The organism is Mesorhizobium sp. P2_B11 (assembly GCF_056404855.1).
In genome coordinates, this window is sequence record NZ_JBFUDF010000003.1 from 668220 (window position 1) to 680683 (window position 12464).

Annotated in this window: 15 protein-coding genes and 2 tRNA genes; 13 read left to right on the top strand and 4 right to left on the bottom strand. The window is 63.1% G+C overall.

The genetic code is table 11. The features are described 5' to 3' along the window. Positions 1-4 precede the first annotated feature (4 nt). The 8 genes from AC1DYJ_RS11780 (at position 5) to AC1DYJ_RS11815 (ending at position 5722) form a co-directional block, all read left to right on the top strand. Positions 5-142 (top strand): hypothetical protein, encoded by a 138-nt coding sequence (locus tag AC1DYJ_RS11780; protein ID WP_477280944.1) that lies wholly within the window; start codon positions 5-7, stop codon positions 140-142. Between the two features lie 9 nt (positions 143-151). Continuing rightward, on the top strand, positions 152-379 hold the full coding sequence (locus tag AC1DYJ_RS11785; RefSeq protein WP_477280946.1) for a DUF350 domain-containing protein: 228 nt from the start codon (positions 152-154) through the stop codon (positions 377-379). A gap of 37 nt (positions 380-416) precedes the next feature. Beyond that, the gene (locus tag AC1DYJ_RS11790; RefSeq protein WP_477280948.1) at positions 417-1928 is read left to right on the top strand and encodes a polyamine aminopropyltransferase; all 1512 of its coding nucleotides are present in this window, start codon (positions 417-419) and stop codon (positions 1926-1928) included. 27 nt (positions 1929-1955) lie between these two features. Continuing rightward, positions 1956-3623 carry an FAD-dependent oxidoreductase gene (locus AC1DYJ_RS11795; protein WP_477280950.1) on the top strand — a complete coding sequence of 556 codons (1668 nt, stop codon included), beginning with the start codon at positions 1956-1958 and terminating at the stop codon, positions 3621-3623. Next, positions 3623-4747 carry a hypothetical protein gene (locus AC1DYJ_RS11800; RefSeq protein WP_477280952.1) on the top strand — a complete coding sequence of 375 codons (1125 nt, stop codon included), beginning with the start codon at positions 3623-3625 and terminating at the stop codon, positions 4745-4747. The genes AC1DYJ_RS11795 and AC1DYJ_RS11800 overlap by 1 nt, the downstream gene beginning before the upstream one ends. 11 nt (positions 4748-4758) lie before the next feature. Continuing rightward, a complete protein-coding gene (gene speD / locus AC1DYJ_RS11805) occupies positions 4759-5142 on the top strand; it encodes an adenosylmethionine decarboxylase (RefSeq protein ID WP_477280954.1) in 384 nt (127 codons plus the stop codon). Positions 5143-5288: 146 nt separating this feature from the next. Further along, the gene (locus AC1DYJ_RS11810; RefSeq protein ID WP_477280956.1) at positions 5289-5456 is read left to right on the top strand and encodes a hypothetical protein; all 168 of its coding nucleotides are present in this window, start codon (positions 5289-5291) and stop codon (positions 5454-5456) included. Next, the gene (locus tag AC1DYJ_RS11815) at positions 5453-5722 is read left to right on the top strand and encodes a hypothetical protein (protein WP_477280958.1); all 270 of its coding nucleotides are present in this window, start codon (positions 5453-5455) and stop codon (positions 5720-5722) included. The genes AC1DYJ_RS11810 and AC1DYJ_RS11815 overlap by 4 nt, the downstream gene beginning before the upstream one ends. Positions 5723-5823: 101 nt before the next feature. Here the strand turns inward: AC1DYJ_RS11815 and AC1DYJ_RS11820 are convergent, their stop codons facing one another. From AC1DYJ_RS11820 to AC1DYJ_RS11830, 3 genes are all read right to left on the bottom strand, one after another. After that, entirely contained in the window at positions 5824-7326 is a 1503-nt protein-coding gene (locus AC1DYJ_RS11820; protein ID WP_477280960.1) for a winged helix-turn-helix domain-containing tetratricopeptide repeat protein, read from the bottom strand. A 189-nt stretch (positions 7327-7515) separates the two neighbouring features. Further along, positions 7516-7677, bottom strand: a complete 162-nt coding sequence (locus tag AC1DYJ_RS11825; RefSeq protein ID WP_477280962.1) for a hypothetical protein — start codon at positions 7675-7677, stop codon at positions 7516-7518. 146 nt (positions 7678-7823) lie between these two features. After that, positions 7824-7898 (bottom strand) — tRNA-Asn (locus AC1DYJ_RS11830). A 233-nt stretch (positions 7899-8131) separates the two neighbouring features. Between AC1DYJ_RS11830 and AC1DYJ_RS11835 the strand changes: the two genes are divergently transcribed. Continuing rightward, entirely contained in the window at positions 8132-8392 is a 261-nt protein-coding gene (locus AC1DYJ_RS11835; RefSeq protein ID WP_477281728.1) for a hypothetical protein, read from the top strand. 22 nt (positions 8393-8414) lie between these two features. On the opposite strand, the gene AC1DYJ_RS11840 is transcribed toward AC1DYJ_RS11835, so the two are convergent. Beyond that, a complete protein-coding gene (locus AC1DYJ_RS11840) occupies positions 8415-8621 on the bottom strand; it encodes a hypothetical protein (RefSeq protein ID WP_477280963.1) in 207 nt (68 codons plus the stop codon). A gap of 218 nt (positions 8622-8839) precedes the next feature. Between AC1DYJ_RS11840 and AC1DYJ_RS11845 the strand changes: the two genes are divergently transcribed. The 4 genes from AC1DYJ_RS11845 to AC1DYJ_RS11860 all read left to right on the top strand — a co-directional run bounded on the left by AC1DYJ_RS11845 (position 8840) and on the right by AC1DYJ_RS11860 (position 12443). Continuing rightward, positions 8840-8913, top strand: a tRNA-Cys gene (locus tag AC1DYJ_RS11845). A gap of 109 nt (positions 8914-9022) precedes the next feature. Further along, positions 9023-9694, top strand: coding sequence for a protein-L-isoaspartate O-methyltransferase family protein (locus AC1DYJ_RS11850; RefSeq protein ID WP_477280965.1), 672 nt, complete (start codon positions 9023-9025; stop codon positions 9692-9694). Positions 9695-9881: 187 nt separating this feature from the next. Then, positions 9882-11270, top strand: a complete 1389-nt coding sequence (locus AC1DYJ_RS11855; RefSeq protein WP_477280967.1) for a TolC family outer membrane protein — start codon at positions 9882-9884, stop codon at positions 11268-11270. Between the two features lie 270 nt (positions 11271-11540). After that, positions 11541-12443 carry a PopZ family protein gene (locus AC1DYJ_RS11860; protein ID WP_477280969.1) on the top strand — a complete coding sequence of 301 codons (903 nt, stop codon included), beginning with the start codon at positions 11541-11543 and terminating at the stop codon, positions 12441-12443. The last annotated feature ends 21 nt before the right edge of the window (positions 12444-12464 follow it).

A 12464-nucleotide genomic window follows, 5' to 3' on the forward strand; every position in this document is an offset into this window, starting at 1 on the left:
AGACATGAGCAAGGTACAGATGATCTATGCGGCGTTGGTCGTTCTCGGCATGTCGACGGCCAACTTCAACGGCTATGCCGTGACCGCAATGTTCAACGGCAAGCAGGCCGCCAACCGCGACGTCAACTCATACCACAAATAGGAGGCTTCAATGGATGCTAACGGCCTGATTGACCTGAAATTCGTCGTTGCCTCTTTGGTGTATTCCGGCCTGGGCCTCGTCGTCTTCGTCGTCGCCTTCGTGCTGCTTGACCTGCTGACTCCGAAGGTGCAGGTCTGGAAAGAAATCTGCGAGAAGCAGAACATGGCGCTGGCGGTCTTCCTGGGGTCGGTGGCGATCGGCATCGCCATCATCATCGCCTCGGCCATTCATGGCTGACGGGCTACTCTCCGCCAAGTTGGCGTAAGGCGCGTTCGTGGAAATCCTGCTGCTCTTTTCGGCCTTCGTCATCGCGACCTGCGGGCTGGTCTACGAACTGATCGCCGGCACGCTGGCGAGCTACCTGCTCGGCGATTCCGTCACGCAGTTCTCCACCATCATCGGCGCCTATCTCTTCGCCATGGGCGTGGGGTCGTGGCTCTCGCGTTACATCGAACGCAATTTGCTGGCCTATTTCGTCCGCATCGAAATCCTGATCGGGGCGATTGGCGGTTCCTCGGCCGCGGCGCTTTTCATCCTGTTCGACCAGGTCGCCTCCTTCCGCTTCTGGCTCTATTTCCTGGTCGGCGTGATCGGCATCCTGGTCGGGGTCGAAATTCCCCTTCTGCTGCGCATCCTGGAGGGACGGCTCACCTTCAAGGATCTGGTCTCCAAGGTCTTTACCTTCGACTATATCGGCGCGCTCTTTGCCTCATTGCTCTTCCCGCTTGTGCTGGTGCCGCATCTCGGCCTGATCCGCTCCGGCTTCCTGTTCGGCATCCTCAACACCATGGTGGCGATCTGGATGCTCTACGCCAACAGGGCCGAGGTGATACCAAGGCGGGGCGCGCACAAGGCCGCGGCCTTCGCGGTGCTGGCGCTGCTTTCGGCCGGTTTCGTCTGGTCGGAACGCATCCAGTCGATCTCGGAGGCGAGCATTTATCCGGGTACGGTGATCTTCGCGGAATCGACGCCCTACCAGCGCATCGTGGTCACCCGCCAGCAGCGCGACATCCGCCTTTTCCTCAATTCGAACCTGCAATTCTCGTCGCTGGACGAGTATCGCTACCATGAGGCGCTGGTGCATCCGGCGATGAGTGCGCTGAAGGCGCCGCGCAAGGTGCTGATCATCGGCGGCGGCGACGGGCTGGCGCTGCGGGAGGTCTTGAAATATCCGGCCGTCGAGGCCGTGACCATGGTCGATCTCGACCCTGCCATGACGCGCCTGTTCTCCAGCAACGAGATGATGACGGCGCTCAATGGCGGCGCGCTGTCCTCGCCCAAGCTGACACTCATCAACGCCGACGCCTTTTTATGGCTGCGGGAACGCAAGCCAGCCGATCAGCGCTTCGATGCAGTGATCATCGACCTGCCGGACCCTTCCAACTTCTCGATCGGCAAGCTGTACTCGCTCACCTTCTACCGCCAGCTGAAATCGGCGCTGAACGATGACGGCATCGTGGTGATCCAGAGCACGTCGCCGCTGATCGCGCGCAAATCCTTCTGGTGTGTCGACAACACGCTGGCAGCTGCCGGTTACCAGACCGCCGCCTATCATCTCTTCGTGCCGTCCTTCGGCGAGTGGGGCTTCATCATCGGATCCTTCGCGCCCTATCAGGTGCCCGAGCACTTGCCCGAAGGACTGCGCTTCCTCGACCTGCCGACCATGAAGGCGATGTTCCAGTTTCCGCCCGACATGGCGCATGTCGCCACCGCGATCCAGCGGCTCGATGACCAGCCGCTGGTCCGCTATTTCGACGAGGAGTGGGGCGATTACCTCATTTACTGAAAGCCGGCACGCGGGGTTGGCCTTGCCATGAGCCGGATGACCCGCAAGCAGTTCCTGGCCCTTGGAGCCGCCTCGCTCGGGCTTGCCGGTTCCGGGCTTGTCGGGGCTGGGCTGGCCGGCCGCGGATTGCTGACCGGGAACGTGCTGTCCGCCGGCGGGGAGGGCGGTGCGGTGCCTGGTGACCTTGTCGGCGCCTCCTCCTCCATCGGCCACAGGCTGCGCGGCGGCAGCTTCGCCGCGCCGGGCGAGATCCGCCGCACCGATGTCGTCATCGTCGGCGGTGGCGTGGCGGGCCTGGGCGCCGGCTACCGCCTCGCCAAAGCCGGCTACGACGATTTCCTGCTGCTCGATCTCGAGGCCGGTCCCGGCGGCAATGCCGCCAGCGGGCGCAACGAGGTCAGCGGCTATCCCTGGGGCGCCCATTACGTGCCGTTGCTCACCCAGGAAGCCAAGGCGGTGCGGGCACTGTTCGAGGATTTCGGCATCATCACCGGTTACGGCCCGACGGGCGCACCGGTCTACGACGAGTATGCGCTGTGCGCCGACCCGACCGAGCGCCTCTACCGCTACGGGCGCTGGCAGGACGGCCTGGTGCCGGCAATAGGCCTTAGTGCAGAGGAGGAGGCTGAGACCGGGCGCTTCTTCGCCACGATGCGCGATTTTCGCCGGCGCATCGGCAGCGACGGCCGGCGCGCCTTCGCCATTCCGCTCGATCTGAGCTCGCAGGACGCCGAGCTGATGGCACTCGACACCATTCCCATGACGGTATGGATGGAGCGTGAAGGCTATCGCTCGTCGGGGCTCGCCTGGTATGTCGATTATTGCTGCCGCGATGATTACGGCACGCGCTCGAAGGATGTCTCGGCCTGGGCCGGCATCCATTATTTCGCCTCCCGCAACGGCAGGGCGGCCGATGCCGACGAGCAGGGCCTGGTCACCTGGCCGGAAGGCAATGGCTATCTCACGCGCCGCCTCGCCGAGGTCCTCGGCGCGCGCGTGCGGCCGCGGGCGCTGGCCTTTGCCGTCGAAACGGTTGGTGCCGGCGTGGCGGTCGACGTCTGGGATGCGGCTGAGGACAAGACCTTCCGCGTCGAGGCGAAGGCGGTGGTGCTGGCGACGCCGCATTTCGTTACCGCGCGGCTGATGAAAAATGCAGCCCTTGCCGCCGGCTTTTCCTACGCGCCCTGGGTGGTGGCCAACATCACGCTCGACAGTTTGCCGGGCGGTACGGGGGCGGGCCTCAGTTGGGATAATGTCGTCTTCGACAGCCCCTTGCTCGGCTACGTCGTGGCCACCCACCAGATCACTGAGATGCGCCCCACCAAGACGGTGTTGACCTATTACTGGCCGCTCAGCCACCTGCCGCCGGAGCAGGCCCGCCGTGAGGCGCTGGCGCGGCCGCTGCAGGCCTGGCAGGACATCTTCCTCAGGGAGCTTCTGGCCGTCCATCCCGAGCTCGAAGGCCATGTCGTGCGAGCCGACGTCTGGATCTGGGGGCATGCGATGATACGACCGGTGCCGGGCTTCATCTGGGGCGCGCAGCGGCGCGCCGGTCTCGCCCAGAAGCCGCCTGTCTTCACCGCCCATTCCGACATGAGCGGCGTCTCGATCTTCGAGGAAGCCTATACGCACGGGGTTCGTGCGGCCGAGAATGCCATGGTCCATCTGGGCCATCCTTTCGAGACGGTGCTGTGATGGCGCATTCGACCCTCAAGGCTCAACCCTGGATATTCTCCGCCCGCTTCGACCTCGGCTTCATCCTGGCGCCGGCGCTGGTGGTGACGCTGGCCGCCCTGGCCTGGTCGCTGTTCGGCGGCGTGGCAAGCGAGACGTCGCCCTTGATATGGCTGATGCTGGTCGTCGGTGTCGACGTGGCGCATGTCTATTCGACCCTGTTTCGCACCTATCTCGACCGTGCCGAGTTGAGCGCGCGGCCATGGCTCTATAGCTTGACGCCGCTGCTGGCGTGGCTCGGCGGCTGCCTGCTTTACTGGTGCGGCAGCATGGTGTTCTGGCGCGTGCTCGCCTATGCCGCCGTGTTCCACTTCGTGCGCCAGCAATACGGGTTCATGATGATCTATGCCCGCCGGGAACGCGGCCTGCCGCCACTCTTCCGCCGCATCGACATAGCGGCGATCTACGGCGCAACGCTCTATCCGCTGATCTACTGGCATTGCCACCAGCGGCAATTCTCCTGGTTTATCGAAGGCGATTTCGTCCGCCTCGACCTGCCGTTGTTCGCCACCGTCGCCGGCCTCGCCTATGGCGCCATCCTGGTCGCCTACGTCGTCAAGGAGGCCGCGCTGCTGCGCCGCGGAATCGGCTTCAACCTGCCGCGCAATCTGCTGCTCGTCGGCACCGCGACGTCCTGGTTCATCGGCATCGTGCTGTTCGACAACGACCTCGTCTTCACCGGCACCAACATCATCGCCCACGGCATTCCCTATATCGCGCTGATCTGGGGCTATGGCCGCAACCAGGCGCGGCTGCAGGGCAGGCACAGTTCCTTCCTGGCGCCATGGATCGCCCATCTGTTCACCTGGCGGGCGGTGCCTGTCTACATCGCCGTTCTTTTCGGCCTCGCCTATCTGGAGGAGGGGTTTTGGGATGGCTTCGTCTGGCGCGAGCATGGCGGCCTGTTCGGCGTCTTCGCGACCTTGCCGTCGCTCGGTTCTTCAGATGCACTGATCTGGCCTGCGCCGCTGCTTGCCATGCCCCAGGCCACCCACTACATCCTCGATGCCTTCATCTGGCGCATGCAGACAAGGGACACCAATTGGAAGCGGGTGCTGTTCGCGCAAGAACCGGGGCGGTCCTGATGGATATCCCCGTGACCGATCAGAACCAGACCGGCCAGAACCCGACCGATCAGGATCGACCGTTCGCGCCGGGTCTGCATCTTCTCGTCGATTTCTGGCAGTGCCGCGGCCTGCTTGATGCCGAGGGCATCGAACGCACGCTGCGCGCGGCGGCTTCCGCCTGCGGCGCCACGGTGCTCAACGTCATGCTGCACAATTTCGGCGACGGCGGCGGCATCACCGGCGTCGCCTTGCTCGCCGAATCCCATATCAGCATCCATACCTGGCCCGAGACCGACTATGCGGCCCTCGACATCTTCATGTGCGGCCGCTGCGACCCCCGAGCAGCCTTGCCGGTGCTGGAGGCGTGGTTCGCGCCAGGCAGTACGAGGATAACGGAGCACCGGCGGGGGTGAGCATGGCCGCCAACATGGATCGACCCGCGAGATTGGGCCTCCCTTAGAGGTCGAGACCAATCAAGTCTTGAGTTCATTTTAGTTATCTCTAAACTGATGTCATCAGAGGGGAGCCGTTGGGGAACGGCTGCAAGGGGTTTGGGGCAATGTATTTCCGCAGCGCGCAGCTTCGCCGCCTCAAGGGCGTGCTTGACGATTTCAGAGAGCAATTCGGTGGCGCACTATTCGCCGTCGTTGCCGACAAAAATGGTGTTGACGTGACGTCAACCAGGCACAATCATTCCGGATTGTTCAGCGTGAGGGCGTTTCAATGAAACTCGTTGTCTTTGGCGTAGCAATGGTATTGGCCGCCACCGGAGCAGCCGTTGCGAAAGAGAAGAAAAAGGTGGCCACCGCTCAGGCTACAACCTCGTGTTCCGCAGCTCAGATGAAGGCTGGCAGCAAGCCGAGCTCGAAAGCGGGGTGCAAATCGACCCGCACCGCCGTTGCGCGACCGTCAAATAACGCAGCAAACTTCCTCGATCATTATAATCCGCGCTTAGGGTATGACACCGATCCGTGGTTTACGAACTGGCAGTAATTGGCGGCGGCTTCGGCTTCCGGACCTTTCACTATCAAGCGACGGCGAGGCCAATGCCGACACCGAATGCCACCCAGGCGGCCAAGCAAAGCCAGGTCCGGTTACGCAGGAAAACCGGCCTTTCTGAAGCCTGACGTGAAAAGCTCGAGGGCGACTTGGTCGGCGAACGGCAGACCTGAAACCAGCCGGACAGTCAGGTCGTGTTTCCTCGTCAGTGCTGCCTCGACTTCAGTGCGCGCCTTCTGCGTCTCGCCCAAATGGGCGTACGCGGCCGCGAGGAAGGCGTGAATGAAGAATTGGTCGCCGGCCTTTTGATACGAACCGACGGCCTCCGCATACCTCCCAAGCAGGAAGAGGGAACTGCCCTTCACTTCCCAGAACCATACCGGAGGCAACGGGTCGCGCAGGAGCGCGGTTTCGAGCACGTTCAGCGCCGTCTCGGCCCTGCCGCCGTAGTTGAGCCAGCTTGCGTAGTCCCCCGCTATGTTCACGTCCAGCGAGTTCAACGAGCGCGCCTGCTCGAAATGCACTCCCGCGTCGCCGTGCTGGCGCATGTGGATAAGCACCAGCCCCATGCTCTGGTGACAGACGCCATCGCTCCTGTCGAGAGCGAGCGCGGTTCGTGCCGAGTCCCAGGCCTTCTGTAGCGTGCGCGGATCGTTGTCGTACCAAAATCTGCCGACGAGGGCCTGCGCGAGAAAGGCGTGGCCTTGAGCGAAGGTCGAATCGAGCTCGACACACCGGACGAACAGGGGCTCGGATTTGTCCATTTCATACCGGTGGAAGTACGCGCGCCCCTGCAGATAGTAGTCGTATGAATCCCAGTCGGCCGGAGGCTTGCGCCTGGTCCGGCTCGTCGAATCGGCCTCCGCCTGGCCTTCGACCATCGAGGCGATAAGAGCCGCAACCTCGTCTTGCAACGCGAAGATATCGTCGAGGGCCCGGTCATACCGCTGGGCCCAAAGATGGGTGCCGGTGGTGGCGTCAATCAGTTGGGTGGTGATCCGGATGCGATCACCGAGCTTTCGGACGCTGCCTTCGACGAGGTAGCGAACTCCGAGTTTGCGATGGACTTCGGCAATGTCCAATGCCGGATGGCGAAACTGAAAAGATGAATTGCGCGCGATGACAAGGAGGGAGCGGAACCTAGCCAACTCCGTAATTATGTCCTCGGTTATGCCGTCGCTGAGATACTGCTGGTCCTGATCGCCGCTCAAATTGGCAAAAGGCAGCACTGCAATCGACGGCTTGCCGGACGGTGGAACCGGTCCGCGGGATGCGCCAGCCAGCGGCTCGACAGCCCCGGTGAAGCGGTAGCCGATGCGAGGCACCGTGACGATCCACTCGCCGCCATTGTCAGCGGGACCGAGTGCCTTCCTTAGTGTCGCAATTTGGACGGTAAGGTTGCCTTCCTCGACGGCGGTGCCCGGCCAGGCAGCGTCCATCAGCTCGGCCTTGGTCAGGATCTCACCCGGCCGTGTGGCGAGCGCGGCAAGCAGCGTCAGCCCACGATACCCGACAGCGATCGGTATCTGGTCCTTAAGGAGCGTCCCGACGTCGGGATCGAGTACGAACGGGCCAAAAGCGATGCGAGTCCCCTGCATGGGGGCATAGTAGACGTTTCGGAGGTTTTCGGAAGTTCCCGGGGAGCGAGTCCAGTAGCACTCCGGCCGGCGCCGCAAGCGGAAGCGATTCCGGATAGACTGAAAATGCGCGCTGCCTTGAGGTCGCGGCAATGCGTCAGGAGAAGCGCGGGCCTCCGCCAAGGATGAACGCGCGCTGGCTCGCTTTGGTTACCTGTACGCCTTGAAGGCAATCAGACCAGAGAAGACGATCATCGCTGTCAGGATCAGCACCCACGCGGCGACGTTACGCGAAAGGCGCCTCCGGCGACCGCGCACGGCCTGGTCCCTCCAGCGTTTGGCCTGGTCTGCCCCCATGTTCAGTTTGCCCATAGTGCCTTCTCCCGCGAGCACAATGCGATTCATGCCATTTGGAGTCGGCAAGCGCAAATCGGAGACGCGACGGAGGCGGCGTGCATATGTCGTACACAACCGCAAACTCTTCAGTTTCCGAGATTTTCTAAGTGCTTGAAAAATTTTGGCTCCCCGGGCCGGATTCGAACCAGCGACCAACCGGTTAACAGCCGGTTGCTCTACCACTGAGCTACCGGGGAACGGAGGCTCTTTGAGCAAGTGGCGCAGCCTATAGCAAACCCGTTTCGGCTTTGCAAAGAAGCATTTCGCATTTTTTTAGCGCTTTTTCATGCGATGGTTTCTGGCAATAGCCTGATGACACCACATATGAGCCGTGTGGAATGCCGTTCGGCCTTGGTCGGCGGAACCGAAAAGGCGAGTGCAGCCTTTGGTGTATAAGGCTTTGTTGATGGCAACCGGATCGACGTTCGACATGACTGCAGCAGGCGAAAACCAGGCACCGGCGCGGAAAATTTCGGTGTTCGGCCGCGAGTTCACCATGCCGCGTTCACGCGGCCTCCGGATCGTCATCGGCGTCGTGCTGGTGTTTTTCGGCCTTCTCGGCTTCCTGCCGATTCTCGGCTTCTGGATGATTCCGCTCGGCCTTTTGGTGCTTTCCTACGAATTTGCCGTGGTGCGCCGCCACCGGCGGCGGTTCGTCGTCTGGTGGGAACGGCGGCGCCGGCCGAACTGAAAAAGGCGGGCGTGGTCCCGGCTCAGCGGCCGCCGCGCCTTTCCAGCCCCTCGCAGATTTCCTTGAGAACGGCGGCAGCGGAAGCCAGCCGCGCACGATCGCGCGGCGAAAGCCGGTTTGCACCCTCGATGGCGAGGCAGTCGATGGCGTAGCGCACAAGCTGTTCGCAGCGCAGCAGCGACAATCTGCGCGAAGGGCTGATTTTCCGGTCTGCCGCGGCCCTTTGCATGGGCTACCTCCATCTCCCGCAACGTAAAGGTGCGGGTTCGAGTTTCGCCTGCCAGACAGTCATGCTTAACGAGCGGCTAATATAGCGCTGCGCCAATCGGTTAAACCGCTCGGGAACCACGTTGCGGAGGCTGACGCGGAAAGCGCGCCGGAATGCTGCGCGGACGCTTGACGACCTTTCGTCGCCACCATATTGAGTTCGCTCGCCGGGAGCGACGAGGCCTCGTGGCGGAGTGGTTACGCAGAGGACTGCAAATCCTTGCACCCCGGTTCGATTCCGGGCGAGGCCTCCAGTTGCTTCAGCTCCCGCGCGGCGGGGGCTTGAGTTCCGGTCGAATGCGCCGCAGTGTTGGCGCGGCAAGCGCATTTCAGCGCATTGGTTTTTGACGGATTGGTTGGGACATGAGCGCTGATTTCTCCGAACTTCGCGTCAAGATGGTCGACGGCCAGGTCCGCACCACCGACGTGACCGACGCGGCATTGCTCGACGCCATGCTGGCGGTTCCGCGCGAGGCCTTTGTCGACGCGGCGCAGCAGGCTCTTGCCTACATTGACGAGGACATCCGCATCTCCGGCGGCGATGGCAGCGGTGCGCGCTACCTGATGGAGCCGTCGCCGCTGGCCAAGCTTTTGCAGCTGGCCGAGATCGAAGCGGGCGATTCGGTGCTCGATGTCGGCTGCGGCACAGGCTATTGCGCGGCACTCCTGTCGAGGCTGGCAAAATCCGTCATTGCGCTGGAAAGCGATGCGGGACTGGCGGAAACGGCTACGGCCGTGCTCTCGGCGCAGGGCTGCGACAATGTCACCGTGGTCACCGGGCCGCTGCCGCAGGGCCATGCCGCCAAGGCGCCCTACAATGTGATTCTGATCGGCGGCAGCGTCGAGGAAGTGCCGGCGGCGCTGCTCGGCCAGCTCGCCGAAGGCGGCCGTCTGGTGGCTGTCGAAGGGCAGGGCAATGCGGGCGTAGCCCGGCTGTTTTTTAAAGCAGGGGGGGTTGTAACCGGAAGACGGGCATTTAATGCGGCAATTAAGCCACTACCGGGATTTGAACGTATTCACGCGTTCGAATTCTAAGTGATTTTGCCTTGCAGCAAAGACGCTGTCATGTTGGCTTGCGATTGGACAATCGTTGCTGATTTGGTTAACCGGTGTTTTCGGGAGGCCGTCAGCGGGGGAACGATAAATCGACGCGGCGCTGGCCGATCCCTCGGGGTGGGCTGGCGTGGCGTGGTTCCCGTGAAAAACGAATGAGGGATATAAAGTGCCGTCCTTACGCAAGAAATTCTTTGCTGCCGTCCTCATTTCCGCGACAGCGCTCTCGCCGATAGCCGCCTCGGCGGAAACCATCCTCGGCGCGCTTTCCAAGGCCTACCAGAACAATTCCTCGCTGAATTCCGCCCGCGCCGGCGTGCGCGTCACCGATGAGGGCGTTGCCATCGCCAAGTCGGGGTACAGGCCGGTCATTACCGGAGATGCGAACGTCGGCTACGCCAGCCGGCATCTCAACGGCTCGATCGCCGGTACGCGTCTGACCACCGGCGGCTTTGGCGTCACCATCAACCAGACGCTGTTCGACGGCTTTCAGACCAAGAACAATGTCGCGGCCGCCGAGGCGCAGGTCAAGGCGTCGGTGGAAAGCCTGCGCAACACCGAAGAGAACACGCTGTTCAACGCGGCAAGCGCCTATATGGATGTCATCCACGACCGTCAGGTGGCGGTTCTGACCGAACAGAATTTGCAGTTCCTGACCGAGCAGGCGCGCGCGGCGCGTTCGCGCTTCGAGGTCGGCGAAGGCACGCGCACCGACGTGGCGCAAGCCGACGCCTCGCGCTCATCCGCGGTGGCGCAGTTGAGCGCGGCCCGCGCTCAGGCCCTGGCCAGTGCCGCGACCTACCGCCAGATCGTCGGCGACGAGCCGGGCAAACTCAAGGCGGCGTCGCCATTGGCGAAGCTTCTGCCGAGGAGTCTCGATGCCGCGATAGAGATCGCCGCGACCGAGCATCCGGCGATTCTTTCTACCGAGCATCTGGTCGATGCGGCGGCGTTTGCGGTGAAATCGCAGGAAGGGGCGCTGCTGCCGCAGCTGACCGCTTCCGCCAATGTTTCGGACGACTATTCCAAGAACTCACCGGAAACCCCGGCGTCGCAGAATGGCACCACCCGTTCCGCCAGCATCGGCGCGACGCTGACCATCCCGATCTATTCGGGCGGCCGCACCTCTGCTCTGGTTCGCCAGTCGAAGGAATCGCTGAGCCAGGCCCGCATCGAAGTCGATGTCAGCCGCGACAATGTGCGTCAGGCGGTGACGTCGGCATGGACGCAATATACCGCCGCGCAGGAAAGCGTTGACGCCAACCGGCAGGTGATCGCCGCCGCGCAACTGGCGCTCAACGGCGTCATCGAGGAGCGCAATGTCGGCCAGCGCACCACGCTCGACGTGTTGAACGCCCAGAACGCCGTCATCTCGGCCAAGATCGACCTCGCCAGCTCCGAGCGCGATGTGGTGGTGGCGAGCTATGCCATCCTTTCGGCCATGGGCCGCCTGTCGGTCGAGCGCCTGGCGCTGAATGTGGTGAAGTACAAGCCGGAAGAGCACTACAGAGCCGTCAAGGACAAGTGGATCGGCCTGCGCACGCCGGACGGTCGCTGATCGCATCCGGGCGGTTCAAAACCCGCCAGGATTGAAGCATTGTAGCGCCGCGCATCCCTGGGATGCGCGGCGCTATCCTTTTGTACCGACATGATCTTTTCCCAAAGAATGCTTTCGGTTCGACGCCATGTCTAAATTGTTGAAATCCCGCGTCTCCCGAGATTGGGGATTCTCCGATGGCGATCCGTCGGCTACGCTGTTGCCATGATTCGTGCTCGGCTTTGCCGGACAGGAATCCAGGAATGGGTCACAAAGGCGGCGGATGTGACGATGGCGACGGCAAGCAGCGCGCAGCGCGAACCTTCCATGGAAGAAATACTGGCTTCCATCAGAAGGATCATCGAAGACAGCGACACCGGCCGCAAGCAGCCGGGCGAGGCCGACGAGTTGCGCCAGGACCTTGCGCCAGCCGCCGTGCCGGCCTCGGATGTCGAGGCCTTCCGCAGCGAGCTGCACAGCGCGCCCGAAGTAAAGAAGCCGGTGACGCTGGCCGAAGTGCAGGCTCAACTGGCCGAGCCCGTCGTGGCGCGGCTGGAGCCGCGTTCCGAGCCGGCTCCGGCGAAGCCCGCGACGCCTGCAAATCCTGCTCCCACGGCCGTCGCGCCCCCTGCGCACGCTCCGATGACCCTGGCGGAAGTGAGTGCCAGGATAGCCAGCGAGTCTGCCCCGGCGGCCAGGCCAGAGGCGCCGGCCCGGGCAAAGGCGGAAACCACCGACCAGATCGTCACCGACTGGCGGCGCGAAATTGCAGCCGTCGGCAGCCAGGCAAAGCCCGCCGATGCGGCCAAGCCGCTGGAAGCCAGGCCGCAAGAGGTCAGGCAGCAGGAGACCGAGAAGCGACAGGCTGCGGTTGCGGAGATCGAGGCTTTCGATGACGATTTCGCGGCTGAGATGGCTTTCGAGCCTGCCGCATCGCGCAGCGAGCAGGCGCGCCAGGCCGATGCGACGCCGGTTCGCCCGGCGATCGTTTCGGAACACACGGGACGGCAGGTCGCAGCCGCCTTCGGCGAGCTCTCCGACGCCTTTGCCAGCCGCAGCAAGAAGACTTTCGACGAGATGGCCGAGGAGATGCTGCGGCCGATGCTGCAGGACTGGCTGGACAACAATCTGCCGACGCTGGTCGAGCGTTTGGTGCGCGAGGAAATCGAGCGCGTCGCGCGCGGCGCGCAGTAATTTCCTCCAACGATCACTTGT